The following is a 26,979-nucleotide window of genomic DNA, read 5'->3' as shown; positions in this document are numbered from 1 at the left end:
TTCACTAACTGAACAATGCATGGCAGACCATCGATGTAGGTACAAAAACTGTTCATTAATACCTCAGCCGACCTGCTTGGTCGGGCTGTGGTAAATATCAGCGAACATGTCAGCCATGGCTTCTTCGCTGGGTTCTTCTTGCATTTGCACGCTGACGGCGCGACTGACCAACTGATGACGACGCGGTAGATGCAAATCATCCGGAATCCGCGGGCCATCGGTCAGGTAGGCCACCGGCAATTCATGACTGATGGCCAGGCTCAACACCTCGCCCAGACTTGCCGTTTCATCCAGTTTAGTCAGGATGCAGCCAGCGAGCCCACAACGCTTGTAACTGTGATAAGCGGCCGTTAGAACCTGCTTCTGGCTGGTGGTTGCCAAAACCAGATAATTTTTCGATTTGATGCCACGACCGGCCAGGCTTTCGAGCTGCATGCGCAGTGCCGGATCGCTGGCCTGAAGGCCTGCGGTATCGATCAGCACCACGCGTTTGCGCAGCAACGGCTCCAGCGCCTGCACCAACGATTGGCCCGGATCGACATGCGTCACCGACACATTGAGGATCCGGCCCAACGTCTTGAGTTGTTCCTGAGCACCAATTCGATAGCTGTCCATGCTGACCAGCGCAATATTCTGCGCGCCGTACTTGAGCACGTAACGGGCCGCGAGCTTGGCCAGAGTGGTGGTCTTGCCCATGCCGGCAGGGCCGACCATGGCAATCACGCCGCCCTCTTCCAGAGGCTCGACTTCCGGTGTGACGATCATCCGCGCCAGGTGTGCCAGCAACATGCGCCAGGCCTGACGAGGTTCTTCAATATCGGTAATCAGCGCCAGCAGATCGCGCGACAACGGGCCGGACAGACCGATGCGTTGCAGGCGACGCCAAAGATTGGCCTGGGCCGGACGGCTGCCTTGCAGCTGATTCCAGGCCAGGGAGCCGAGTTGCACTTCCATCAGTTCGCGCAGGCTGTTGAGTTCGAAACGCATCGAGTCGAACGCCCGTGGGTCGACGCCACCAGAGGCAGGTGCCGCAGCCGGTGCAGGACGACGGGGTTCGGTGTAGGTCGGCTCGATCAACGGCTCGGCGGCGGTCAGTGGCAGGCCGGCGAACAATTGGCGATTGGTGGACTTATCGCTCTCGCCATCGCTGCGCAGGCTCAATTCAGCCTGGGCGGTGACGATCCGCGATTGGGTCTTGCGCAGCTCGTCTTCGAGTTCCATGTTCGGAACGCGCGGAGCCAGCGCCGACAACTTGTAATCCAGGGCAGCCGTCAGCTCGACACCACCGGCGATCCGGCGGTTGCCAATGATGGCGGCATCAGCGCCCAGCTCATCACGAACCAGTTTCATGGCCTGACGCATATCGGCGGCGAAAAAACGCTTAACTTGCATAAACCACTACCTCAGCCGTTGGGCCCTACTGTCGCAACGATGGTCACTTGCTTGTTGTCAGGAATTTCCTGGTAAGCCAACACATGCAAACCCGGTACTGCCAATCGGCCGAATCGCGACAGCATCGCGCGAACCGGACCGGCTACCAGCAGAATCACCGGCTGACCTTGCATTTCCTGACGCTGCGCCGCATCAATCAACGAGCGTTGCAGTTTCTCAGCCATGCTTGGCTCCAGCAGAACACCCTCTTCCGAGCCTTGTCCTGCCTTCTGAAGACTATTGAGCAATATTTGTTCCAACCTTGGCTCCAGCGTGATAACTGGCAGCTCCGACTCAGTCCCTACAATGCTTTGGACGATTGCGCGGGATACGCCGACGCGCACCGCGGCCACCAGCGCGGCAGTATCTTGACTCTTGCTGGCGTTGTTTGCGATGGCTTCGGCAATGCTGCGAATGTCCCGTACGGGCACCTGTTCGGCCAGCAATGCCTGCAATACTTTGAGCAACTGCGACAGAGACACCACACCCGGCACCAGCTCTTCGGCCAGTTTTGGCGAGCTTTTGGCCAACAATTGCATGAGTTGCTGCACTTCTTCGTGACCGATCAACTCGCTCGAGTGCTTGTACAGAATCTGGTTCAAGTGGGTTGCCACTACCGTACTGGCATCGACCACGGTGTAACCGAGGGATTGTGCCTGGGCACGCTGACTGACTTCGATCCAGACCGCCTCCAGACCGAAAGCCGGATCTTTGGCGGTAATGCCGTTGAGCGTACCGTAGACCTGCCCCGGGTTGATCGCCAGTTCGCGGTCCGGGTAAATCTCCGCTTCCGCCAGGATCACCCCCATCAGGGTCAGGCGGTAGGCACTCGGCGCCAAGTCGAGGTTGTCACGGATATGCACAGTCGGCATCAGGAAGCCCAGGTCCTGGGACAGCTTCTTGCGCACGCCCTTGATCCGCGCCAGCAATTGACCACCCTGATTGCGGTCCACCAGCGGAATCAGCCGGTAGCCGACTTCCAGGCCGATCATGTCGATCGGAGTGACGTCGTCCCAGCCAAGCTCCTTGGTTTCCTGAGCGCGAGCCGGTGATGGCAGCAGTTCCTGTTGACGCTTGACCTCTTGCAGGGCCTGAACCTTGACCACGTTCTGCTTCTTCCAGAACAGGTACGCGCCGCCAGCCGCCAGGGCTGCCATGCTGAGAAAGGAGAAATGCGGCATGCCCGGCACGAGGCCCATCACCGCCATCAAACCCGCCGCTACCGCCAACGCTTTGGGCGAAGCGAACATCTGGCGATTGATCTGCTTGCCCATGTCTTCCGAACCGGAAGCACGGGTCACCATGATCGCTGCAGCTGTAGATAAAAGCAGTGATGGCAATTGCGCCACCAAACCGTCACCAATCGTCAGCAATGCGTAAACCTTGCCGGCGTCGGCGAAGCTCATGTTGTGCTGGAAGATACCGACCGCCATGCCGCCGATCAGGTTGATGAACAGAATCAGCAGGCCGGCAATGGCGTCACCGCGAACGAACTTGCTGGCACCGTCCATGGAACCGTAGAACTCGGCTTCCTGGGCCACCTCCATCCGGCGCAGTTTGGCCTGGTTCTGATCAATCAGCCCGGCGTTCAAGTCGGCGTCGATGGCCATTTGTTTACCGGGCATCGCATCGAGGGTGAAACGTGCACTCACCTCGGAAATCCGCCCGGCACCCTTGGTCACCACGACGAAGTTGATGATCATCAAAATCGCGAAGACGACGATACCGACCACGTAGTTACCGCCGATCACCACCTCGCCGAAGGCCTGGATCACCTTACCGGCGGCGGCATGGCCGTCCTGGCCGTGGAGCATCACCACCCGCGTGGAGGCCACGTTCAGCGCCAGTCGCAGCAACGTCGCCACCAGCAGAATGGTCGGGAACACCGCAAAATCCAGCGGCCGCAACGCGTAAACACAGACCAGCAAGACGACGATCGACAACGCGATGTTGAACGTAAAGAACACGTCCAGCAGGAACGGCGGCACCGGCAACATCATCATCGCCAGCATGACCAGCAGCAACAACGGCACACCCAGATTGCCCCGACTTAAGTCGGCAACGTTTGTGCGAGCACTGTTGAATAACTGAGAGCGATCCACCGGTATTCCCCGTTCCTTTAAAGCAAACTTTTTGACGCCTGAAGCAGGCGCAGAGCGGCTACTGCAAGAAGCCTTCCAACTTTTGCCGAGGCGGGGAATAGAGGGATCTATTGAGCATTTGTAGCAGCTGTCGAGCGCTCGAGGCGGGATCGCGCTCTACGAACTCCTCGTAAGGTTTTACGACTGCTTCGCAGCCGGACGCAGCCTCGCAGGCTCGACAGCTGCTACAAGAGGGATTAACGCGCCGTCAGAATCTGCTCTTTGTGGATCGGGCCGAAATGAAGCGCCTTGCCGACCATGTACTGCGTACCTCTAAGCATTTGAAGACCTTCCACCTCTACAAAATCCTCCTCTGCGTAACCGAGCACCACGATGGTTATAAGTGTCTTCTGACCAGGATGCCCCAGCATGAGGTTAAGCGCCCACTGAAAGGGAATGACCGGCAGGTCTTCGACGTTGATCTCACGCTTGTTCTCCCAACGAAAGTCCTTGCGCGCGACAACTTGCAAACGGCCATCGACCACACTGAATTGAGGTTTGTGGTAACGATCCTGCAGCTCTTCAGTTGACCACTCATCCACGTAATTACGCGAGTGCGTGAAGACATCGAACAACGCGTGGTTATCACCAATATTCCCAGCAGCGTCGAAGAACTGATTGTAACTAGCGTGGTAGCCGAACCCGTCCAGTTCGGGGCGAATCGCATTGACAGGGTTGCTCAGATAACCCGGAATATAGGCATTGGCCATCTGCACAAAATGCGTAAAGTCCAGCGTCATGTCGAACGTAGCCGAGTAACTGATCGTGCGCTCGAGCCGATCCTCCTCCAGGACTCCCGAAACAAATTCCAACGCCATCCCTTGAAGTTTTCTGTATTCATGTTCTGCCATGACCGTAACCTCAAATGCCTGAATGAACGCCCATCCATAGTGATCAATTCACTCATTGAACGACCATGACAAGGACATCGAACGGGAGAATTCCCGAGGCCATGACAACGCTTAAGAGGAAGTGTGTCTACTGTCATAACTAACAGGTACACGGCGTTTTCAGACGGACGGTGGCGCTCAGGAGTCGCGCCGCAAATCCGGCGGAATCGGCAAATCGCCCTTGAGCGGATCCGGGCGTTTGCCCTTGCCGGCGCGATGCTGGCGGATCTGGTAGACGTAAGCGAGTACCTGGGCGACGGCAAGGTAGAGCCCGCCAGGGATTTCCTGATCAAGTTCGGTGGAGTAGTAGATCGAACGCGCCAGTGCCGGCGACTCAAGCAGCAGCACTTCGTTGGCCACAGCGATTTCACGGATCTTCAAGGCCAGGAAGTCGCTGCCCTTGGCGATCAGCATCGGCGCCCCACCCTTGTCTGGATCGTACTTGAGCGCTACGGCGTAGTGGGTCGGGTTAGTGATGACCACATCGGCGTCGGGAATCGCCGCCATCATCCGGCGCTGCGACATGTCGCGCTGCAGCTGGCGAATCCGTTGTTTAACCTCTGGCTTCCCTTCCTGATCCTTATGTTCGTCACGCACTTCCTGCTTGGTCATCAGCAGTTTCTTGTGGCTTTCCCAAAGCTGCACCGGCACGTCCACCGCTGCAATGATGATCAGCCCGCAGGCCATCCACAAAGCGCTCCAGCCCACTATTTGCAGACAGTGGATGATCGCAAGCTCCAACGGCTCGTGCCCAATGCGCAACAGGTCGTCGATGTCCGACAACAACACCTTCAGGGCCACCGTCAGGATGATTAAAAACTTCGCAAACGCCTGGAGCAGGTCCACCAGCGCCTTCGTCGAAAACATCCGCTTGAGGCCGGCGGCAGGATTCATCCGACTGAACTTCGGCGCCATGGAGCCAGCCGAAAAAAGCCATCCCCCCAGGGAGACAGGCCCAATCAATGCAGCCAACACCAGGGTAATCATGATCGGCTGAATCCCCAGCAAAGCAATCAGCCCTGAGTTCATCAGGTAGGTACTCATGGAGCGCTGATCGAGGATGACTTCACGCGGCAGGGAAAAATTCATCCGCATCACATCCATCAGATCCTGCGCCAGCGCCCCGCCGAAAATCAGCAGCGCACCGGAACCGGCCAACATGATCGCCAGCGTATTGAGTTCCTTGGAGCGCGCAATCTCGCCCTTCTCACGGGAATCAGTTTTACGCTTCTCCGTGGGGTCTTCTGTTTTGTCCTGACCGCTTTCGCTCTCAGCCATGACTCAGCGCGCCTGTGCCAGTTCGCGTAAAAACTGCAAGGCCTCGGAGGCCAGCGGTTGATACTGATTGAGAATGTCCGCAAGCCCCACCCAGAGGATGTACATCCCGAGCACCAGGGTCAGCGGGAAGCCGATGGAGAAGATGTTCAGCTGCGGCGCCGCCCGGGTCATGATGCCAAACGCAATGTTGACCACCAGCAGCGCGGTGATCGCTGGCAGCACCAGCATTAAAGCAGCCCCGAGGACCCAACCGAGTTTGCCGGCCAGCTCCCAGTAATGATTGACCATAAACCCGCTACCGACCGGCAGCGTGGTGAAGCTTTCGGTGAGGACTTCGAACACCACCAGATGGCCATTCATCGACAGGAACAACAACGTCACCAGCATGGTGAAGAACTGCCCGATCACCGCCACCGACACGCCGTTGGTAGGATCGACCATCGACGCGAAGCCCATACCCATCTGAACGGCGACAATTTGCCCGGCGACCACGAAGGCCTGGAAGAACAGCTGCAAGGAGAAACCCAGCACCGCACCGACGAGGATCTGCTCGGCAATCAGCAGCAGCCCGCTCAAGTCCAGCGCATTGACCGGCGGCATCGGCGGCAGGCCAGGGGCGATGACCACGGTAATGGCCACTGCGAAAAATAGACGGACCCGCCTGGGCACCAGGGTCGTACCGAAAACCGGCATGACCATCAACAACGAACCGACGCGAAACAGCGGCAACATAAACGCCGCCACCCAGGTACTGATCTGGGTATCGGTCAGCTGGAGTAGCGACATGGTTTAGCCGATGACCTGAGGAATACTGCCGTACAACTGCAGGATGTATTCCATGAAAGTCTGCACCAACCACGGACCGGCGACGATCAGCGTCACCAGCATCACCAGCAGGCGCGGCAGGAAGCTCAGGGTCTGTTCGTTGATCTGCGTAGCGGCCTGGAACATCGCCACCAACAGGCCCACGAGCAAACTCGGAATCACCAGCACCGCAACCATCATGGTGGTCAGCCACAGCGCTTCCCGGAAGATGTCTACCGCAACTTCTGGCGTCATGGCGATACACCGCCGAAGCTGCTCGCCAGCGTACCGATGATCAACGCCCAGCCATCCACCAGCACGAACAACATGATCTTGAATGGCAGGGAAATGATCAGCGGCGAGAGCATCATCATACCCATGGCCATCAGCACACTGGCCACGACCAGGTCGATGATCAGGAACGGAATGAAGATCATGAAGCCAATCTGGAACGCGGTTTTCAGCTCGGAGGTAACGAACGCCGGAACCAGAATCGTCAGCGGCGCCTGATCCGGCGACGCGATATCAGTGCGTTTGGACAAGCGCATGAATAACTCCAGATCGCTAGTGCGAGTCTGGGCCAGCATGAAGTCCTTGATCGGCACCTGAGCCTTGGCCACGGCGTCTTGAGCGGTGAGTTTCTCCGCCAGATACGGCTGCAAGGCATCCTGATTAACGCGGTCGAATACCGGCGCCATGATGAACAGGGTCAGGAACAGCGCCATGCCCGTGAGGATCTGGTTCGACGGCGTTTGTTGCAAGCCGAGGGCCTGACGCAGGATCGAGAAGACGATGATGATCCGGGTGAAACTGGTCATCAGCATGACGAACGCCGGGATAAAACTCAGCGCAGTCATGATCAGCAGGATTTGCAGGCTGACCGAGTATTCCTGAGCGCCGTTGGCATTGGTGCCCAGGGTGATTGCCGGGATCGATAACGGATCGGCGGCGAACGCCAGCGGCGCGGCCAGCATCAGGGCCAGCGTGAAGATGATGCGTAGCGCACCCATTACTTCTTATCCTTATGATCCTTGCCCATCAGCTCCATCAGGCGCTGGGCAAACTCGGGGGTCGCTTTTTCAGTCCCGCTGGGCACTTGCACCGGCTCCTTGAGCACGTGCAACGCGGTGATGGTGCCGGGACTCAAGCCAAGCAGAATCTGCTCGTTGCCGACCTGCACCAGCATCAGACGATCACGCGGGCCCAGCGAGCGAGAACCGATCAGCTCGATCACCTGCCCTTTGCCGGCCGGCCCGGCCTGTTGGACCCGGCGCAGCAACCAGGCGAGGAAGAAGATCAACCCCAGCACCAGCAGCAAACCGAACACCAACTGCGTCAATTGCCCGGCCACACCGCTGCTGACAGCAGGCACGGCGGCCGCAGTAGCGGTCGCTACCGGCTCGGCTGCCAGAACACTGAACGGCAACGCCAGCACAAACCCCAGTACCTTTTTCACTCAGCGCAACTTCTTGATGCGTTCGCTTGGGCTGATCACGTCGGTCAGGCGGATGCCGAACTTCTCGTTGACCACCACCACTTCACCGTGAGCGATGAGCGTGCCGTTGACCAGCACGTCCAGCGGTTCACCGGCCAGACGATCGAGCTCGATCACCGACCCCTGGTTAAGCTGCAGCAGGTTGCGGATGTTGATGTCAGTGCTGCCGACTTCCATGGAAATCGACACCGGAATGTCGAGGATCACGTCCAGGTTAGGACCGTCCAGGGTGACCGGATCGTTGTTCTTCGGCACGCTGCCGAACTCTTCCATCGGCAGACGGTTGGACGGCGAACTGGCGGCGTCGGCGGCCAGCAAGGCGTCAATGTCGTCCTGCCCGGCGTCGCCGGTTTCTTCCAGGGCCGCAGCCCATTCATCGGCCAGCGCCTGGTCGTCCTGGGTGTTCATATCGTTAGCCATCAATTTGTCCTCGGCGGGCATCCATTCAATCAGGAGCCGTCAGTTAAAAGCACAGGGGGTTTGGAGCGCCGGTCAGCGGCGCTCGATCGGCTCGATCACTTGCAACGCGAGGTTGCCTTTGTGCGACCCCATCTTGACCTTGAACGCAGGCACGCCGTTGGCGCGCATGATCATCTCTTCCGGCATCTCGACCGGGATAATGTCCCCCGGCTGCATGTGCAGAATGTCCCGCAGGCGCAACTGGCGACGGGCAACCGTGGCACCGATCGGTACGTCAACGTCCAGCACGTCCTGGCGCAAGGCGTTAACCCAGCGTTCGTCCTGATCGTCGAGGTCCGACTGGAAGCCGGCGTCGAGCATTTCGCGTACAGGTTCGATCATCGAATACGGCATGGTCACGTGCAGATCACCGCCACCGCCATCGAGTTCGATGTGGAAGGTCGACACCACAATGGCTTCGCTCGGGCCAACGATGTTGGCCATGGCCGGGTTCACTTCCGAGTTGATGTACTCGAAGTTCACTTCCATGATCGCCTGCCAGGCTTCCTTCAAATCGACGAAGGCCTGTTCCAGCACCATGCGCACCACACGCAGTTCGGTGGGGGTGAATTCACGCCCTTCGATCTTCGCGTGACGGCCGTCGCCGCCGAAGAAGTTGTCCACCAGTTTGAACACCAGTTTGGCGTCAAGGATGAACAACGCGGTGCCGCGCAACGGTTTGATCTTGACCAGGTTGAGGCTGGTCGGCACGTACAGCGAGTGCACGTATTCGCCGAACTTCATCACCTGCACGCCACCGACGGCAACGTCCGCCGAGCGGCGCAGCATGTTGAACATGCTGATGCGGGTGTAACGGGCGAAACGCTCGTTGATCATCTCCAGGGTCGGCATGCGTCCACGGACGATGCGATCCTGGCTGGTCAGGTCGTAGCTTTTGACACTGCCGGGTTCAGCAGCGGTATCGGTCTGTACCAGACCATCGTCGACGCCATGCAACAGCGCATCGATCTCATCCTGGGACAGCAGGTCCTGCACGGCCATGTCGTGTTCCTACTGCAGTACGAAATTAGTGAAAAGCAACTGCTCGATGACCACTTTGCCGAGTTCTTTCTGCGCCACTTCCTGGACGCTGGCCGTGGCTTTCTGACGCAACATTTCCTGGCCAACCGGCGACGCCAGCGTGGCGAAGTCTTGCCCGGAGAACAGCATGACCAGGTTATTGCGGATGACAGGCATGTGAACTTTGAGCGCTTCCAGATCGGCTTGATTGCGACCCTGCATGGTGATGCTCACCTGCATGTAGCGCTGACGACCGTTCTGGTTGTAGTTGGCCACGAAGGCCGGAGCCATGGGCTCGAAAATCGCTGGCTGCTTGCCGACCGGGGCGGTTTCAGCCGAGGCGGCAGGCTTGCTCTGGGCGCTGTGCATGAAGAACCAGGTCGCTCCCACGGACAAACCGATCGCCAGCAGCAGGGCCACCACGATCACAATGATCAGCTTGAGTTTGCCTTTGGTTGCGGGGTCTTTTACTGCTGCTTCGCTCTTCGCCATGCCAATAATCCGTCACTATTCGGGTTTTCACAGTCGCACGGCAAGGCAAGAGCAAGTGTTATGCCAGAAGTGTCTGAAGGAAGATGGGTGGAATGGCTGTCATTGAAGAACACGGTAAATCCACTGTGGGAGCGAGCCTGCTCGCGAAGGCGTCGTGTCAGTCAACATCAATGAGGCTGACACACCGCTTTCGCGAGCAGGCTCGCTCCCACAGGGTTTGGTGCCTGATTTGATCAGGCGTAGTAGTCGACGGCGCTGGAGCCGATGACGCTGGTGGTGCTGGCCGCTACTTCGGCAGCTGTTGGCGCAAGCTCTTCGCCCATGGAATCGAGACGACCACCGCTGGTGTTAGTGCGTCCGCCCTGGCCTTGACCTTGTTGAGCCTGTTCCTGCCCTTGGCCCTGCCAGCCACGGGACTGGTCGGACACATTGACGTCAACCTGGCCCATGCCCTGCTGCGCAAACATGTCACGCAAGCGATGCATCTGCCCGTCCAGCGCTTCGCGAACACTTGGATGGGCGCTCATGAACGTCACCTGGGTCTGCTGATCCGGAACCATGTTCACCCGAATGTCCAGGCGCCCCAGCTCAGCCGGTTGCAACTGGATGTCGGCCGCCTTGAGATTGGCACTGGACAGGTACATGACCCGGTTCACTACTTCTTCGGTCCAGCCGCTCTGATGCATGGCGATCGGTTGATTCACCGGCAATGCGTTGGCGGTTTTCGGCGTGGCCGCCTGGGTCAGTGCCGCCAGACGGTTGGCGAAATCGTCGACCCGGGTATCGCTACTCGCGGACTTCAGGTCCTTGAGACCATCATCGATAAGACCACCGAAGGCCTTGTCGCCGCCCTGGCCGGTACTGTCCTTGTCGGCTTGCACATCGAGCATGCTCGCCATGCCTGCGGCGAAGGTCTGCGCCGAGGTTGACTCGCCGTCGGCCTGGGCCTGGGCCGAGGTCGGTGCCGCTTTGGGCTGAGCCTGACTCGTAGCCGAAATATGGCCGCCCTGCTCCATGGCCATGCGCACGGCCGGCAACGCATCGAGAGGATCCGCTTCGGGATCGAAATCGGTGTCAGTGCTTGCAACAACCGGAGTCGTTGCCGCCGTCACAGCCACCTCGACCTGCGGTTGTGGGGTGACTGCAACGGACGGAGCTGCCGGCACCGGCGCTGGCACCGCAGGTTGTACTGCCTGCATCAACGCAGGATCCAGCGTCGGGTCAACGGGTGCGGCATCGGCAACCGGCGCCTGCGCAGTATCCGACCCGTCATCGCTGGCGGCCTCGTCGTCAGCCTGCGCCGGCTTATCGGCGGGCAAGGATTTGCCGCTATCGGCAACCGCAGGTTCCGGGGCGGCAGACTTGTCGTTGCTGACGTCCTTTTTATCGGGGCTGTCCGGCGTTTTATCGCGTATCGGCTTGGCCGATCCATCACCCACCACAGAGGGTTTGCTCCGGGCTTGATTGGCGTAGACCTGAGCGAAGCTGGATGCCTTGTCCCCAGGCTCAGCGGCCAGCGCCGGTGTATTGGCGGAAGCGGCTTGAGTCTTGGCCTGCGCGGCGGCCTGAAGAAGCATATTGGGGGTAACGGGCATGGAACGGTCTCCGCTGCACTGGGATCGTAGGTACAGTTGACGGAGATTATTGCAAAGGTCGCGCCAGGTTTGAGTGACAGGCGCTAAAAGCGCCGGACGGTCTCATTGGCAGAGAGGGAACGCTGACGCTCGGCCTCATAGAGCGGCCGGACAAACGCAAATTCGTCATCAATTTCGCCCACCAGTTTTTCAATGCCGGCGAGACTTTTTTGCTTGGCGCGTTGCTCCAGCTCATGGCACAACTCAGCCAGGCGAATGGCGCCCATGTTACTGCTGCTGCCCTTGAAGCTATGGGCAGCATTCATGAGCTGCGCAGCATCTTCAGCCTTTCGCAAGATGCGCAAACGCTCTTCGGAATCGGCGAGAAAGGTATCCAGCAACGTCGGATACTCATCCTCCATGACCTCTTGCAACGCGTTCAGCACGTCGCGGTCCAGGTGTGTGTCAGCCACTTGCTCACTCCTTGATCAAGAATGCGTGGATTATGCCAGAGCCTCCCAGAAAAACTCCACGCGGGCACTTCGACCATCGTCGGACCAACTCGCATTGTGGCCCAGCTGACGGATCAGACTGACGCCACGTCCCGACAGACGGACACCATCCACGGGCCGCTCCATCACCCGCGCGACATCGAAACCCTTGCCACTGTCTTCAACCCGAACAGTCAGGCACCCGCCCTCGCCCTTGGGTGTCACCTGCAAATGCACCCGCACGAAGCCGTCCTGCAACTCGTCCAGGCGTGTATTGCGTTGTTGATAATAGCGAGTGAAACCCGAGGCATCGCGCTTGAGACTCGAATCCAGCCCCAGCACCCCATGTTCCAGGGCATTGGAATACAGTTCGGCCAACACACTGTAAAGCGCCCCACTCTGAGCCCGCAGACCGTGGACCTCAAGCAGCAATTGCAGAAGATACGGCAGCGGATTGAAGCGTTTGAGCGTGGCGGCGCGAAATTCGAAACTCACTGACCAGTCCAGCGGGCAGGACTGACCACTGTCGGAATACACCAGCGCCGGCGGGCTCAGTTGTGCGGCCTCCAGCAGACTGACCTCGACCATGCTCACGTCATCACGGGCCTCGCCGCGAAAGTCCCGCAACGCCTGCTCGATCTCTTCAAACAACTCATCAGGCTGACGATTGGCCGCAAACACCTGCTGCAAGCGCTCCACACCAAACAACTGTTCGTTGGCATCGCAGGTATCGATCACCCCGTCGGACAACAGGAAGACCCGATCCCCGACCGCCATCGGAAACACCTCGGTGCGATCCTCAAAGGACTGCGGGCTCAGCACGCCGAGCGGCAAATGCCGAGCCGTCAGCGGCGTTCGCTCACCGCTGGCGATGCTGTGCAGATAACCGTCCGGCATCCCGCCGTTCCAGACCTCCACCGAACGTCGCTGAAAACTCAGGCACAGCAGCGTTGCACAACAGAACATGTCCACCGGCAGGATGCGCTTGAGCTTGGCATTCATCTCGCGCAGGGTTTCGGACAGGCCGTAACCCTTGGCGGTCATGCCATAGAAGACTTCGGCCAGGGGCATGGCACCGACCGCGGCCGGCAAACCGTGGCCGGTAAAATCGCCGAGCAGCACATGCATGTCGCCAGCCGGGGTGAACGCGGCCAGCAGCAGATCGCCGTTGAACAACGCATAGGGCGATTGCAGGTAGCGGATATTGGGTGCATTCAGGCAGCCGGAGTGGGCCACCTTGTCGAACACGGCCTTGGCCACGCGCTGCTCGTTGAGCAGGTACTCGTGGTGCCTGGCGATCTGATCGCGCTGCTGCAACACCGTGGCCTGCAACCGTCGCAAGCGGTCCATCGCCTTGATCTTGGCGCCGAGGATCACCTGGTTGTAGGGTTTTGCCAGAAAGTCGTCGCCCCCGGCCTCCAGACAGCGGGCCAGCGCTTCGCTTTCGGTCAGCGAGGTGAGGAAGATGATCGGCACCAGGGTTTCCCCTGCCAATACCTTGATCTGCCGCGCCGACTCGAAACCGTCCATCACGGGCATCATCGCGTCCATGAGCACCAGTTGCGGCCGTTGCTGGCGAAACGCTTCAACGGCTTCGGCACCGTTGGCGGCCGTCAGCACCTCATGCCCCTGGCGACGGACGATGGTCGACAGCAGCATGCGATCAGCCGCGCTGTCTTCGGCGATCAGGATCGTCAGCGGTTCGAACGGCGACTGCATGCCGTTCAACTGATGTCGAACAGTTTGTCGAAATTGGAAATGGCGAGGATCTTCTTCACGTCGGTACTGCTGTTGACGACGCGAATATCGGAATTGTCGCCACCAGCGTGATCACGCAGCAAGAGCAACATGCCCAGCGCTGAACTGTCGAGGTAGGTCGCTTCTTTCAAGTCGACGACAACTGCGGAGAGCTTCTTGTCCTCATAGGACTCACGAAATTCCTGATGCTTGGCGAAATCGAATCGTCCCTTGACCGATATCGTCAGCTTTTGACCATCTTGGGAGACTTCTGTAACAACTGGCATTTAACGGCTTCCTTGTCATTGGTGAACGTACGTGTACAAGGTTTAGCACTTGGCGGAGGCGGGAGCAAGGCTGGAAAACTGTGGCGTCTTTAAGTACGCCTTCGCGAGCAGGCTCGCTCCCACAGGTTGACCGCATTCACCCGAAAGAACGCGACCCCTGTGGGAGCGAGCCTGCTCGCGAAGAACGATAACGCAGGCCAGCTGATTCAATAAGGATCCTGGCGCGGCAACCGCTGGGACAACTCGTCCAGCAGCTTTTGCTCGCGCCGGTCTTCCAGCCGCCGCGCCTCATCCATGTAGCGCAACACCAGTTTGCGCAAGCCTTCGACCCGGGCAAACGCCTGCTGCCAGGATTCCCGCGCCTTGTTCAGGTTGTTTTGATGCCATACCAGGCTTTGTCGCTGCTGGTCGATGGCGGTACCCAGTTGCGCCAGGAAGCCTTGATAACCCAGCAGCCATTGGCCAGACACGCCACTGCTGCCGCGCACGATCCACTGCTCTTGATAGTCGAGACGAAAGGCTTCGAGGTCGGCGAGTTTGCTTTCGGCCAGACGGACTTGCCCCTGAAAGTGCCCCAGACGCAGGACCGCGGTTTTCTCGGCCTTTTCGGCCATTTCGACCACGGGGGCCAGGCGCGAGGCTCGGCTCTGGGCCATGGCCGGTTAGCCGCCGGCCGCGGGAGCGAAAATCGTGCCGAGATAGGCTTCGCTTTCGCCCAGGCTGATGCTGTCGTTCAGGCCCTGGCGCAGGTATTTCACCAACTGCGGTTGCAGGGAGATCGCCAGGTCGGTTTCCCGATCACCACCGGCCACATAGGCGCCGACGCTGATCAAGTCACGACTCTGCTGATAACGCGACCACAGTTGCTTGAAATACTGGGCGCGCATCATGTGTTCCGGCGTAACCACCGACGGCATGACCCGGCTGATGGACGCTTCGATATCGATGGCCGGGTAATGACCTTCCTCGGCCAGGCGCCGGGACAGCACGATGTGCCCGTCGAGCACGCCTCGCGCGGCGTCGGCAATCGGGTCCTGCTGGTCATCGCCTTCGGACAGTACGGTGTAGAACGCGGTGATCGAACCGCCGCCCTTCTCCGCGTTACCGGCCCGCTCCACCAGTTTCGGCAGTTTGGCGAACACCGAGGGCGGATAACCCTTGGTCGCTGGCGGCTCGCCGATGGCCAGGGCGATTTCCCGCTGGGCCTGGGCGAAACGGGTCAGGGAGTCCATGAGCAACAGGACGTTCTTGCCCTTGTCGCGGAAATACTCGGCGATTCGTGTGCAGTACATCGCAGCGCGCAGACGCATCAGCGGCGCATCGTCCGCCGGGGACGCCACCACCACCGAACGCTTGAGCCCTTCTTCGCCGAGGATGTGCTCGATGAATTCTTTAACCTCACGACCCCGTTCACCGATCAGCCCGACGACGATGATGTCGGCCTCGGTGAAGCGGGTCATCATGCCCAGCAACACACTCTTGCCCACGCCCGTACCGGCGAACAGGCCAAGACGCTGACCGCGACCGACCGTCAACAAACCGTTGATGCTGCGAATACCCACGTCCAGCGGCTCGCTGATCGGTTCACGCTTGAGCGGGTTGATGGTCGGGCCGTCCATCGGCACCCAATCTTCGGCCTTCATTCCGCCCTTGCCGTCCAGCGCGCGACCGGCGCCATCGAGCACCCGCCCGAGCATGCTCATGCCCATCGGCAGACGACCGGTATCAGCCAGAGGAACCACACGGGCACCGGGCGCGATGCCGGCAACGCTGCCGACCGGCATCAGAAACACCTTGCTGCCAGAGAAGCCCATGACTTCGGCTTCGACCTGCACCGGATGATAACTGTCGTCGTTGATGACCATGCAGCGGCTGCCCATGGCGGCGCGCAAGCCCTCGGCCTCGAGGGTCAGGCCGACCATGCGCAGCAAGCGACCTTCAAGGATCGGCGCGCCTTCCAGCGCCGTGGCCTCGGCGTAGCTGCCGAGGCGCTTGGCGAAGCTGGTGCGATCAAGGCGCATCGGGAACGTCCAGATCTGGTTCGACCGGCGCGACCGCTGGCTTGTCGCTGATTGGCAGTTCCAGGCTCAGATCCGGTTCGGCCGGGTGCAAAGCCTGTTCGTGCAATTGATCGAACAGCTTGTCCATAACCCGCGCAACGCGGGTTTCGACCGTGGCGTCGATACGGCTGTGTTCAGTCTCGACCCGGCAACCGCCGGGCAACAACGCCTCGTCCTCGACGATGCGCCAGGTTTCTTCATGGCGTTCGCGCAGGGCTTTGACCTGTTCGAAATCTTGCGGATTGATGTACAGCCGCACATTGCCCACGCCCAGCGGCAAGAGCTTGAGGGCTTCACGCATGACGTGTTCGATCTGCGTCGAGTCGATGGCGAGTTCGCGCTGAATCACCTGTTTGGTGATGTGCTGCACCAGGTCGACCAGGGACTTTTCGATCAAGGTGTCCTGCTCGGCGATAGGCTCGAACAAATGCCCCATCAACTGCTCCAGAGCGGCAATCTTGGCGGCCAGGGCCACCTCGGCTTCCTGACGGACCTTGAGCGTGGCGCTGTGGAAACCTTCCTTTTCGCCCGTGGCGAAGCCTTCGTTGTAGGCCTCCTGGCGAATGCTTTCGAGTTCTTCGAGGGTCAGTGGCTGGACTTCATCCAGTGGCACTTCTTCCATTTCCGGCGGCTCGGGCTCAGGTTCCGGCTCGGGTTCCGGCACGAACGGATCGAAACTGGGCAACGACCAGACGTCGAAACCAGCGACGTCCTTGCCGCGGATCAGGTCGGTGTTGGACTCATCATGTTTGGACGACATAGTGACCTTAGATCATCTCTTCGCCGCCCTTCCCGCCGAGAACGATTTCTCCGGCTTCGGCCATACGGCGGGCAATGGTGAGGATTTCTTTCTGCGCGGTTTCCACGTCGCTGACGCGCACCGGGCCTTTGGCCTCGAGGTCGTCGCGCAACAGTTCGGCCGCCCGTTTGGACATGTTCTTGAAGATCTTCTCTTTGACGCCTTCGTCCGAACCCTTGAGGGCCAGCACCAACACGTCGGAGGACACTTCGCGCAGCAGCGCCTGAATGCCGCGATCGTCGACATCGGACAGGTTGTTGAACACGAACATGAGGTCTTCGATCTGACCGGACAGGTCTTCGTCGACTTCGCGAATCGAGTCCATCAGCTGACCTTCGATCGAGCTGTCGAGGAAGTTCATGATATCCGCCGCGCGCTTGATGCCACCCAAGGTGGTGCGCGAGGCATTCGAGTTGCCGGAGAACTGCTTCTCGAGAATCTGGTTGAGTTCTTTCAGGGCCGCAGGCTGCACGGTATTCAGCGAGGAAACCCGCAGAATGATGTCCAGACGCACCTTGTGGTCGAAGTTACCCAGCACTTCGCCCGCCTGGTCCGGATCGAGATACGCCACCACGATCGCCTGGATCTGCGGGTGCTCGTAACGGATCACGTCGGCGACGGCGCGCGGCTCCATCCACTTCAGGCTGTCGAGGCCACTGGTGTTGCCGCCCAGCAGGATGCGGTCGATCAGGCCGTTGGCCTTGTCTTCGCCCAGGGCCTGGGTGAGCATTTTGCGCACGTAGTCATCGGAGCCGACGCCGAGGCTGGTCTGGTCGCCGACGATGTCGACGAACTCGCTCATCACCTGCTCGACCTGCTCGCGGTGCACGTTACCCATTTGGGCCATGGCCACACCCACACGCTGGACCTCTTTAGGCCCCATGTGGCGCAGCACTTGGGCGGCGTCGGTAGAACCCAGGGACAGCAGCAGAATCGCGGCTTTGTCGACCTTGGACAGTTTGGCGGCAACGGCTCGGTTATCACTCATCTGCGTTAATCCACTCTTTCACGACCTGGGCCACGCGACCCGGATCTTCTGCCACCAGACTCTTGATTGCGTTCAACTGTGCGTCATAGCCTTCGCTCGGGCTCGGCAGCAGAATGCTGGTCGGGCCACCGAGACTGACGCGGTCGTTGGCCAGTTCGCCGTCCAGGCCGCCCATGCCACCCAGCTCGACGTCGCTGCCCAAGCCTGCAAACTGCTTGCCTTTGCCGCCACCGGTGATGTTGTTGAGCACCGGACGCAGCACACCGAACACCAGCACCAGGATGAACAAGACACCCAGCACTTGCTTGACGATGTCCCAGAACCACGGCTGGGAGTAGAACGGAATTTCGGCAATCACTTCACCGCGCTCGGCGGAGAACGGCATGTTGATCACGCTGACGCTGTCGCCACGGCTGGCGTCGAAGCCGACGGCATCCTGTACCAGGCGAGTGAAGCGCGCCAATTCATCGGCGGTCCACGGCGCACGAGTGGTTTCACCGTTGGCCGCGTTGATCTTGACCTGGTCATCCACCACCACCGACACCGACAGGCGATTCAAACGGCCCTGCTGTTGTTTGGTGTGGCTGATGGAGCGGTCGAGTTCGAAGTTCTTGGTAGATTGTTGACGCTTGTCCGCCGGGTACGGTGCAAGCATAGGCTGGCCGGTGGCCGGGTCCATGATTTGCTGACCGTTGGCATCCAGCAGTGGCTGGCCTGGCTGCACCATGCCGGCCGACGCGGTAGCGCCACCGGTGGTTTGCGGAGCGGAGGCAGGCGACGGCGGCTGGTTGCTCAGGGCTCCCGGCACACCTTGCGGGCCATTGCTGGCGGTACGTTGTTCGTTGACCGACTGCTCGCTGCGCAACGCCGGTTGGTCCGGGTTGAATTGCTCGGAGGTCGACTCGACGGCACTGAAATCCACATCGGCCGAGACTTCGGCTTTATAGCGATCGTTGCCCAGCACCGGTTGCAGAATGTTGTGCACGCGCTGAGTCAGCATGCTTTCCATGCGACGGCTGTAATCGAATTGCTTGCCGGCCATGGTCAGTTCGGAATTTTCCGCCTGATCCGACAGCAGGTTGCCCTTCTGGTCGACGACAGTGATCTGGGATTTACTGAGTTCGGGAACGCTGGTGGCCACCAGGTTGATGATCGCCAGTACCTGGCCAGGCTCCAGCGAGCGGCCGGAGTACAGTTCCACCAGAATCGAAGCGCTCGGCTTGCGCTCGTCACGCACGAACACCGAACTTTTCGGAATCGCCAGGTGCACGCGGGCACCCTTGACGTTGTTCAGGCTGGAAATGGTGCGGGCCAGTTCGCCTTCGAGACCACGACGATAACGGGTCGCTTCCATGAACTGGCTGGTGCCCAGGCCCTGGTCCTTGTCGAGAATTTCAAAACCGATGTTGCCGTCGCTGGGAGTGACACCAGCGCCCGCGAGTTTGATTCGCGCACGGGAAAGGTCATCGGCCTTGACCAGCAAGGCACCGGAGTTCGGTTCAACGGTATAGGGAATGTCGGCTGCGGCCAGGGTATCCATGACCTGTTTGGCGTCCATACCGGCAAGACTGCCGTACAGAGGCCGGTAGTCCGGCTGCTGGGACCACAACACCACGGCAAAGCCAATCGCCACGCTCGCAGCCAGGCCGACCAACAGGCCTACCTGACGCAACATGGTCATCTCGGAGAGGTTTTCCAGGAAAGACAACCCGAACAGCGGCGGCTTGCCGTCTATTGGAGTGGCCTTGGCCGGAACATTATCGGCGACTGCTTCTGCCATGACTCAAATCGTCCTTAAACCGGCATCTGCATGATGTCTTGGTATGCCTGAACCAGCTTGTTACGTACTTGGGTCAACGCTTGAAAAGACACGCTGGCCTTCTGCGAAGAAATCATCACGTCCGTCAGGTCGACGCCGCTCTTGCCGATCTCGAAGGCACTGGCCAACTGACTGGACGCCTGCTGCGTCTCGCTCACTTTATTGACGGCCTGACCGAGCATGTCGGAAAAGCTGCTGCCACCCACTTCAGGAACAGCGGCAGTCGATTTCGACGCAGACATGGCATCCATTTGCATGGAACGCATATCTAACATCAATCGATTAAATTCAATACCTTGGCTCATGGTCTACTCTCTCTGGCGACCCGCAATTTTTTGACACTCACTCGGCGGGTAGTGAGGTGTTAGCAACAAGGGTGCCAGCTCCGTGGCCGCTCCAAACAAAAGCCTATCGGTCCATGATTCACCACAAAACCATTGTGGGAGCGAGCCTGCTCGCGATGAGGGTGTGTCAGTCGACATTTATGTGCCTGATACGCCGCCTTCGCGAGCAGGCTCGCTCCCACATTTAGATCGGCGTTACTTGCGTCAACTTTCAGGTGGCGAACAGGTACGCTTCCACGTCCATGCCGGCGTCGCGCATCTGCGCCAGCTTGTAACGCAGGGTGCGCGGACTGATGCCCAAGCGCTCGGCGGCTTCTTTGCGACGGCCGCGTTCGGAGCGCAAGGTGTCGATGATCATCTGGAACTCACGGCGACGCAGGTCATCACCCAGCGCCCCGCCTGACTCGGACTCGACCTCCACGGTTCGCACGGACGCAGGCACCAAGGCTGGCAACGGCGCACAGGCGACCGGCCCGGCCAGACAGAAATCCTCAGGCTGTATCAATCCGCCCTGCTGCAGGATCAGCGCCCGCTGAATCGCGTTATCCAGTTCACGCACATTACCCGGCCACGGATAACCGATCAGGCACGCCTGAGCCTCAGGCGACAGCCTTGCCGCGGCATGCTTCATTTTATTGACGTACTTGGCCAGCAGACGCTCGGCCAATGGCAGGATGTCGGCGGTACGTTCGCGCAACGGACGCCAGGCCAGCGGAAACACCGACAGGCGATAGTAAAGGTCTTCGCGAAAACGCCCCGCCGCCACTTCACCCGCCAGGTCACGGTTGGTGGTTGCCACGACCCGAATATCCAGCGTGATCGGCTTGCGGGCGCCGACTCGCTCAACTTCGCGCTCCTGCAATACTCGCAGCAACTTGGCCTGGAGCCCGTGAGGCATTTCGGAAATTTCGTCGAGCAGGATGGTCCCGCCATCAGCCTGTTCAAACTTGCCGGCCTGCGCCGCGATGGCGCCGGTGAACGAGCCCTTTTCATGACCGAACAACGTGGCTTCGAGCATGTTGTCGGGGATGGCTGCGCAGTTGATCGCAATGAACGGCTGACTGGCGCGGTGAGAGTGCTGATGGATGTAACGCGCCAGCACTTCTTTACCGGTCCCGGACTCACCGGAGATCAACACCGTGGAATCACTGCGCGCCACCCGAGCAGCCAATTCCAGCAATTGCGCACTGGCCGGCTCGAACGCTACAGGCCCCTCACCCTCGGCCGCACCGAGACTGCCCAGCGCATGACGCGCCACCAGATCGAGCAATGCCTTGGGCTCGAACGGTTTGACCAGGTAATCCGCCGCGCCCTGGCGCATCGCATCGACCGCCCGCTCCACGGCACCGTGAGCTGTCATCAGCAACACCGGCAACTGCGGCTGACGAGTGCGCAGCAATCCGAGCAGTTGATGGCCGTCCATGCCCGGCATGTTGACGTCACTCAGCACCAGGTTGAACGCCTCATTACCAACCGCCGCCAGCGCTTCTTCTGCCGAGCCTACCGCCGTGTAGTCGTGCCCCGCGAGCAGCAGCGTATCCGCCAGTGCTTCGCGTAGCGCGCGGTCATCCTCGACCAGTAAAACCTTGATTGCCATGTCCTTCACTCCGCTCTCTGAGCGTGGGGCTTTTCACCGGAAAAAAGCGGCAGGATGACCTGCGCGCAAGTGCCGCGACCCAGCCGCGAGCGCAGCTGCAATTCTCCCTGATGGGCACGGGCCACAGCCTTGACCACGGTCAGGCCAAGGCCGGTCCCAGTGGTTTTAGTGGTAAAAAACGGCTCGCCGAGTCGTGCCAGCACTTTCGTGTCGATGCCACTGCCGCTGTCACTGACAGAGACGCGCAAATTGTCGTCACGTGTATAGAGGTGGACCTTCAAGCGGACGTCACCGGCGCTGGCCTGGATGGCGTTCTCGATCAGGTTCAGGATCGCCCCGACCAGCGTGTCACGATTGCACAGCAATTCACCTGCGTGACTGTCGCACTGCCAGCGAATCGGCAGGTCCTGCACATGGGTCAATGCTGCCGCCTGCAGCGACTGCATCAGCACTTTGGGTGTGACACGATCGGTCAGCGGCAGCTCGCCGCGCGCAAACACCAGCATGTCGCGAACCTGATGTTCCAACTCATGCAGACGCTCTTTCAGGCGCCCGGCAAAACGCTGCTGGGTCTCGACCGGCAACGCTTGCTCAGTCAAATGACTGGCGTAGAGCAAGGCGGCGGACAAGGGGGTACGAATCTGATGAGCCAGCGACGCGACCATTCGACCGAGGGACGAGAGTCGTTCGTGGCGGGCCAACTGATCTTGCAGATGACGGGTTTCAGTCAGGTCGTTGAGCAACACCAACTGACCGGGTTCAGCATCCAGCGAGCGAGTGGAGATCGACAAACGCCGACCGTCCTTGAGCGAGATTTCGTGACCGTCGTCTTCACGGGGCGCAAAGCAGCGGGCAATGACATGGCGCCACAGCTCGCCTTCGAGGGGCAGACCGAGCAGTTCGCAGGCAGCGGGATTAGCTTCGCGCACGATGCCTTGGGCGTCGATGACGATGACACCGCCGGGCAACAGATCGAGGAGGTTTTGCAGCCGGTTGGCCAGGCGTTCTTTTTCCGCCAGTTCCTGCATGCGCTGAGCGCTGACCACCGCCAGCTCACCCTTGAGCTCGGTAACCCGGGCTTCGAGCATGCTGTAGGAATCGGTCAATTGGCTCGACATCTGGTTGAACAGTGCAAACGCCTGCTCAAGGCCAAGCCGGCTCGCCTGCTCTACGGACGACGGTTGTCCCGAAGCGTCAGGGACAGGAGACATCTGGGCGGCTTGGGGCATCGTGCTCTCTCGCTTGGCTGACCGTCAGTTAAACGGAACGTTGCGAGGGATGTAGCAATACCCGTGCCTAAAAAAAACCGCCTACAAATGAAGGACTTGAAAAACAGGCGTCAATCATCCGCCTGTTCATCACCGTCACGACGGCTCATGCCGTACTTGCGCATCTTTTCCACCAGCGTGGTGCGACGAATGCGCAGGCGTTCGGCGGCACGCGCAACGATGCCATTGGCATCATCCAGCGCCTGCTGAATCAGCCCTTGTTCCAGACCACCGAGGTAGTCCTTCAGGTCCAGACCTTCCGGCGGCAGCATGGCGCCGGCAGAGAAGTCAGGAGCATGACCGTTGATGGCCACGCGCTCTTCTAGATCGCTACGCAGGCTGTCGACCAACTGCTCGTCTTCATCGTCGACGTAACGGAATTTCTTCGGCAGCTCGACCACGCCGATCACCCCATACGGATGCATGATCGCCATGCGCTCCACCAGGTTGGCGAGCTCGCGGACGTTGCCCGGCCAGCCGTGGCGGCACAGCGACATGATCGCCGCGGAATTGAAACGGATCGACCCACGCTTCTCGTGCTCCATGCGCGAGATCAACTCGTTCATCAGCAGTGGAATGTCTTCGACACGTTCGCGCAGTGGCGCCATCTCGATCGGGAACACGTTCAGGCGGTAGTACAAGTCTTCGCGGAAGGTACCGACCTCGATCATGCTTTCGAGATTCTTGTGGGTCGCGGCAATGATCCGCACATCGACGCTCTGGGTCTTGTTGCTGCCCACGCGCTCGAAGGTGCGCTCCTGCAATACGCGCAGCAGCTTGACCTGCATTGGCAACGGCATGTCACCGATTTCATCGAGGAACAGCGTGCCGCCATTGGCCAGTTCGAAACGCCCGGCGCGGCTGGTGATTGCCCCGGTGAAGGCGCCCTTCTCGTGGCCAAAAAGTTCGCTTTCCAGCAACTCGGCCGGGATCGCCCCGCAGTTGACCGGTACGAACGGCGCGTCACGACGCTTGGAGTGATAGTGCAGGTTGCGCGCGACCACTTCCTTGCCGGTCCCGGACTCACCGAGGATCAGCACACTGGCGTCGGTGTCGGCGACTTGCTGCATCATCTGACGGACGTGTTGAATCGCCCGGCTGGTACCGACAAGACTGCGGAAAAGATTGGGTTCACGGTGACGGCCGCGCTCGCGGGCCTGGTCGTACATCTCGCGATAGACCTGGGCACGGTGCAGGGAGTCGAGCAGTTTGCTGTAGCTGGGTGGCATTTCGAGGGTCGAAAGCACTCGGCGACGCTGGTCTTCAGGCAAGTCAACGGAAGAATTATCGCCCATTAACAAAACCGGAAGGAACTCATCCCAGGTTGAGAGTGTCTTTAACAAGCCCACGAGTGCGCCAGGAGCATTGACCGTCCCGATGAGGACACAGATTACTTCTCGACTTGATGACAATGAGCCGACAGCCTGCTGCCAGTCATGGCTACCGCAGGGTAAATTTTCTTCGCCAAGAAAATTTAAAATCACCGCCAAGTCGCGGCGGCGGACGCTATCGTCATCAATCAGCAGAATTTTGGTTTCACGCCACATGCAATAGCAACTTCCCTAGTCAACTCAATGCCCAAAATGATGGGGCAAGCTAGACGCTTGCAGACACGTTATGCCTGTAGACGCCTGAAATCTGGAACCAGCCACTAGTTAAGTCAAAAAACCGTGCACAGTCAAATTTATGGCGCACTATGTTTGGATTAACCGAGGATTAATTAACCAAACAGATGGTAAACCTTTGCCGCGTTCTGTGCTTGGTGGATCTGCGACATCTCGTCAACTATCGCTTGCCGCTCCCCTGTCGCCGCCTCAAGAAGCTGTTTATACACCCCCAACAACTCCTCAAGATTGTCGCGCAACGCGGCCTCGTCCACCGAAGCTTCACTCAAGACGTCTTCCATGCAGGAACGGCAAGCCAGGTCCAATTCACCAATGGCTTCCCAGTTACGCTCGGCCAAAGCACCGACCAGGCCTTCACGGGTTTGTTCGATTCGCTGCAATACAAGACTCATGGTGATCTCCTTAAAACTGCGGACCCGGCTCGGCGATAGCATCCCAGCCTTCTTTGACCGTGCGAAGCAAATCGGCGACCTCATCCAGAATCGTTGAGTCATTCCGGATATTGGCGTCTGTCAGGCGCTTGATCATGTAGACATACAAATTGTCCAGGCTGCCGATCGAATCGGCAGCGTTCTCACGATCCAGACCTTCGCGCAGACCACCAACAATCCCAATAGCCTTGCCGATGGCCAGACCTTTGTTGGCGATTTCCTTGCGCTCCATCGCGCCTTTGGCCTGAGCGATACGATCCAGGCCACCTTCCATCAACATCTGCACCAGACGATGAGGGCTGGCTTCGGAAGTCTGAGCCTGGGCACCGATCTTCTGATACTGCCGAAGGGCTAACATCGGGTTCATGCTGTACCTCGTCACAACTCAAAAGTTTGTATAACCAGTGTATCGACGTCGCGTCAAAAAACTTTAGGCCAAAGCAAAAAAGCCCGGCACGCTTGAAAAAGCTGCCGGGCTTTTGTCGCTTTGACGTTTATTAACCGCTTTTTTGCGCGTTCATGGCTTCAAACATCGACTTGATGTTGTCCGCAGTCGCCTTGAGCTTGCCAACCAGGGTATCCATCGCGTTGTACTTTTTGCTCAATGCCTCAGTCAGCGAGGCGATGCGCGAGTCCAGGGCAATTTGCTGGTTGGACAGGTTACTCGTCACGTTGTTGAGGCTTTTCGTGCGCTTGTCCAGCAAACCGTCCGTGGTGACATAAGGATCAACCGCGGCGTTCATGCGCGCCAGCAGACCCGTGTCCCCGTTAAACAGTGACTGGATTTCCCCGCCCAGCTTCTTGTCATTCATGGCAGCGGTGAACTTGGTGGCGCTGAACTCCAGGGTTCCGTCGGCCTGCAGGGTATTGATGCCCAACTGCGAAAGTACCGACAATTTGCTGCTGGAGCCCGCCGGCACCGTCACCAATTCGTTGCGCACCGCCGACAGCAAAGCACGCGCCGTGGCATCACCGGTCAACGGCGCCGTCACCGTCAGGTTGCCATCGGCATCCTTGGTGGTCTTGGTCAGCGAGTTAACGGTTTTGACCAGATTGTTGTAAGAATCGACAAACGTCTGCAACGAGGCCTTGAGGCCATCCGTATTGGTTGCCACCGACACTGTGGACTTGCCGACACCCACCAGCGAGAAACTCAAACCACTGACAGCCTGGCCAACGGTGTTGGACTTGCTGGTCATGCTCATGCCATCGACCGTGAAGGCCGCATCATCCGCCAGCGCGGAAACATATCCGCCGCTGCCGGCAGTCATCGGCAGCTTGCCATCGGCAGCCAGCGAGGCAATCCCGCTGACGACAATGTCCGAGCCCTTGCCGGTGGTGGTCGAGCCGATAACCATGCGCGAACCACTGCCATCGTTGACGATGTTGGCACTGATACCATTGGCTTGCAGCTTGCTGTTGATGGCATCCCGGACGGTCTGCAGCGTGGAGTTCGCAGGTACGTCAACGGTGTAGTCAGTGCCATTCTGATTGATGGTCAACGTACCCACCGCAATAGCACTGCTAGCGCCACCGGCGAAGGTAGCCGTGGCGACTTTGGAACTGGTGGCCAGCTTGGTGACGTCAATAGCATAGTTGCCGGTGACGGCACTGTTGTCCGAAACAGCCGTGACAAATTTGGTATCGGACGAGGTCGCAGCAAAACCCAGAAACGCCGGGGTGGTTTTGCTGTTGAGGTTATTCATTGCGGTCTGATAGGCCTGCAGCGCAGACTTCAACTGACCCACTGCGGAAATCGAAGCCGTGTTGGCGGTCACCTGTTTGGTGATCTGGTTCTGCTTTGGCTCTTTATCTGCAGCCACCAGCGCCTTGACGATCGCTGCCGTATCAATACCGGAGCCCAGACCCAGACCCGGTAGAATTGGACTTGCCATGTGCTTCTCCCTTTCAGTTTGTCGCCGGTCTTTTGACCACTACAAAGCCCAAAA

Annotated in this window: 27 protein-coding genes; all 27 read right to left on the bottom strand. The window is 59.3% G+C overall.

The annotated features are described in order from the left end of the window. Positions 1 to 63: 63 nt before the first annotated feature. The 27 genes from flhF to fliD all read right to left on the bottom strand — a co-directional run bounded on the left by flhF (position 64) and on the right by fliD (position 26,925). Positions 64 to 1,392, bottom strand: a complete 1,329-nt coding sequence (gene flhF, locus AC3IUE_RS08430) for a flagellar biosynthesis GTPase FlhF (RefSeq protein WP_033055998.1) — start codon at positions 1,390 to 1,392, stop codon at positions 64 to 66. A gap of 11 nt (positions 1,393 to 1,403) precedes the next feature. Beyond that, complete coding sequence (gene flhA, locus AC3IUE_RS08425; RefSeq protein ID WP_056742074.1) at positions 1,404 to 3,533, bottom strand: flagellar biosynthesis protein FlhA; 2,130 nt, start codon at positions 3,531 to 3,533, stop codon at positions 1,404 to 1,406. A 236-nt stretch (positions 3,534 to 3,769) separates the two neighbouring features. Next, positions 3,770 to 4,423: a hypothetical protein gene (locus AC3IUE_RS08420; RefSeq protein ID WP_489266716.1), complete on the bottom strand. Its 654-nt coding sequence runs from the start codon at positions 4,421 to 4,423 to the stop codon at positions 3,770 to 3,772. Positions 4,424 to 4,600: 177 nt separating this feature from the next. Beyond that, positions 4,601 to 5,740, bottom strand: a complete 1,140-nt coding sequence (gene flhB / locus AC3IUE_RS08415) for a flagellar biosynthesis protein FlhB (RefSeq protein ID WP_056742076.1) — start codon at positions 5,738 to 5,740, stop codon at positions 4,601 to 4,603. Positions 5,741 to 5,743: 3 nt separating this feature from the next. Beyond that, positions 5,744 to 6,526: a flagellar biosynthetic protein FliR gene (gene fliR, locus AC3IUE_RS08410; protein ID WP_056742077.1), complete on the bottom strand. Its 783-nt coding sequence runs from the start codon at positions 6,524 to 6,526 to the stop codon at positions 5,744 to 5,746. Positions 6,527 to 6,529: 3 nt separating this feature from the next. Further along, entirely contained in the window at positions 6,530 to 6,799 is a 270-nt protein-coding gene (fliQ, locus tag AC3IUE_RS08405) for a flagellar biosynthesis protein FliQ (protein WP_007948918.1), read from the bottom strand. Then, positions 6,796 to 7,554: a flagellar type III secretion system pore protein FliP gene (gene fliP, locus AC3IUE_RS08400; protein WP_489266713.1), complete on the bottom strand. Its 759-nt coding sequence runs from the start codon at positions 7,552 to 7,554 to the stop codon at positions 6,796 to 6,798. Before fliP ends, fliQ begins: the two co-directional genes overlap by 4 nt. Further along, entirely contained in the window at positions 7,554 to 8,000 is a 447-nt protein-coding gene (gene fliO, locus AC3IUE_RS08395; RefSeq protein ID WP_489266711.1) for a flagellar biosynthetic protein FliO, read from the bottom strand. The genes fliP and fliO overlap by 1 nt, the downstream gene beginning before the upstream one ends. Continuing rightward, positions 8,001 to 8,459: a flagellar motor switch protein FliN gene (gene fliN, locus AC3IUE_RS08390; protein WP_008151080.1), complete on the bottom strand. Its 459-nt coding sequence runs from the start codon at positions 8,457 to 8,459 to the stop codon at positions 8,001 to 8,003. It lies immediately after the preceding gene. A gap of 72 nt (positions 8,460 to 8,531) precedes the next feature. After that, positions 8,532 to 9,500 carry a flagellar motor switch protein FliM gene (gene fliM, locus AC3IUE_RS08385; protein ID WP_008024584.1) on the bottom strand — a complete coding sequence of 323 codons (969 nt, stop codon included), beginning with the start codon at positions 9,498 to 9,500 and terminating at the stop codon, positions 8,532 to 8,534. 9 nt (positions 9,501 to 9,509) lie between these two features. Continuing rightward, a complete protein-coding gene (gene fliL / locus AC3IUE_RS08380; RefSeq protein WP_489266709.1) occupies positions 9,510 to 10,010 on the bottom strand; it encodes a flagellar basal body-associated protein FliL in 501 nt (166 codons plus the stop codon). A 233-nt stretch (positions 10,011 to 10,243) separates the two neighbouring features. After that, positions 10,244 to 11,605, bottom strand: a complete 1,362-nt coding sequence (locus tag AC3IUE_RS08375) for a flagellar hook-length control protein FliK (protein WP_489266707.1) — start codon at positions 11,603 to 11,605, stop codon at positions 10,244 to 10,246. A gap of 83 nt (positions 11,606 to 11,688) precedes the next feature. Continuing rightward, positions 11,689 to 12,057: an Hpt domain-containing protein gene (locus AC3IUE_RS08370; protein WP_150655104.1), complete on the bottom strand. Its 369-nt coding sequence runs from the start codon at positions 12,055 to 12,057 to the stop codon at positions 11,689 to 11,691. Between the two features lie 30 nt (positions 12,058 to 12,087). Continuing rightward, complete coding sequence (locus tag AC3IUE_RS08365) at positions 12,088 to 13,794, bottom strand: ATP-binding SpoIIE family protein phosphatase (RefSeq protein ID WP_489266705.1); 1,707 nt, start codon at positions 13,792 to 13,794, stop codon at positions 12,088 to 12,090. 5 nt (positions 13,795 to 13,799) lie between these two features. Then, positions 13,800 to 14,099, bottom strand: a complete 300-nt coding sequence (locus AC3IUE_RS08360) for an STAS domain-containing protein (protein ID WP_046046382.1) — start codon at positions 14,097 to 14,099, stop codon at positions 13,800 to 13,802. Between the two features lie 206 nt (positions 14,100 to 14,305). Then, positions 14,306 to 14,755, bottom strand: a complete 450-nt coding sequence (gene fliJ, locus AC3IUE_RS08355; protein ID WP_033055981.1) for a flagellar export protein FliJ — start codon at positions 14,753 to 14,755, stop codon at positions 14,306 to 14,308. Between the two features lie 6 nt (positions 14,756 to 14,761). Then, positions 14,762 to 16,120, bottom strand: coding sequence for a flagellar protein export ATPase FliI (gene fliI / locus AC3IUE_RS08350; RefSeq protein WP_056742084.1), 1,359 nt, complete (start codon positions 16,118 to 16,120; stop codon positions 14,762 to 14,764). Continuing rightward, a complete protein-coding gene (gene fliH / locus AC3IUE_RS08345) occupies positions 16,110 to 16,919 on the bottom strand; it encodes a flagellar assembly protein FliH (protein WP_056742085.1) in 810 nt (269 codons plus the stop codon). The genes fliI and fliH overlap by 11 nt, the downstream gene beginning before the upstream one ends. Before the next feature lie 7 nt (positions 16,920 to 16,926). Continuing rightward, positions 16,927 to 17,946, bottom strand: coding sequence for a flagellar motor switch protein FliG (gene fliG / locus AC3IUE_RS08340; RefSeq protein WP_007948903.1), 1,020 nt, complete (start codon positions 17,944 to 17,946; stop codon positions 16,927 to 16,929). Further along, positions 17,939 to 19,726, bottom strand: a complete 1,788-nt coding sequence (gene fliF / locus AC3IUE_RS08335) for a flagellar basal-body MS-ring/collar protein FliF (protein WP_056742086.1) — start codon at positions 19,724 to 19,726, stop codon at positions 17,939 to 17,941. Before fliF ends, fliG begins: the two co-directional genes overlap by 8 nt. A gap of 14 nt (positions 19,727 to 19,740) precedes the next feature. After that, positions 19,741 to 20,070, bottom strand: a complete 330-nt coding sequence (fliE, locus tag AC3IUE_RS08330) for a flagellar hook-basal body complex protein FliE (protein WP_489266702.1) — start codon at positions 20,068 to 20,070, stop codon at positions 19,741 to 19,743. Positions 20,071 to 20,320: 250 nt separating this feature from the next. Next, positions 20,321 to 21,706 carry a sigma-54-dependent response regulator transcription factor FleR gene (gene fleR / locus AC3IUE_RS08325; RefSeq protein WP_489266700.1) on the bottom strand — a complete coding sequence of 462 codons (1,386 nt, stop codon included), beginning with the start codon at positions 21,704 to 21,706 and terminating at the stop codon, positions 20,321 to 20,323. Between the two features lie 5 nt (positions 21,707 to 21,711). Beyond that, entirely contained in the window at positions 21,712 to 22,917 is a 1,206-nt protein-coding gene (locus AC3IUE_RS08320; protein WP_489268768.1) for a sensor histidine kinase, read from the bottom strand. 128 nt (positions 22,918 to 23,045) lie between these two features. Continuing rightward, positions 23,046 to 24,521 (bottom strand): sigma-54 dependent transcriptional regulator, encoded by a 1,476-nt coding sequence (locus tag AC3IUE_RS08315; protein ID WP_056742090.1) that lies wholly within the window; start codon positions 24,519 to 24,521, stop codon positions 23,046 to 23,048. A 173-nt stretch (positions 24,522 to 24,694) separates the two neighbouring features. Continuing rightward, positions 24,695 to 24,991: a flagellar protein FliT gene (gene fliT / locus AC3IUE_RS08310; RefSeq protein ID WP_056742091.1), complete on the bottom strand. Its 297-nt coding sequence runs from the start codon at positions 24,989 to 24,991 to the stop codon at positions 24,695 to 24,697. Positions 24,992 to 25,001: 10 nt separating this feature from the next. Further along, positions 25,002 to 25,397: a flagellar export chaperone FliS gene (gene fliS, locus AC3IUE_RS08305; RefSeq protein ID WP_056742092.1), complete on the bottom strand. Its 396-nt coding sequence runs from the start codon at positions 25,395 to 25,397 to the stop codon at positions 25,002 to 25,004. Positions 25,398 to 25,527: 130 nt separating this feature from the next. Further along, complete coding sequence (gene fliD / locus AC3IUE_RS08300) at positions 25,528 to 26,925, bottom strand: flagellar filament capping protein FliD (protein WP_489266697.1); 1,398 nt, start codon at positions 26,923 to 26,925, stop codon at positions 25,528 to 25,530. Between the last annotated feature and the right edge of the window lie 54 nt (positions 26,926 to 26,979).

Source organism: Pseudomonas sp. GL_093 (genome assembly GCF_057837605.1).
This window is presented reverse-complemented; position numbering and strand designations above follow the sequence as displayed.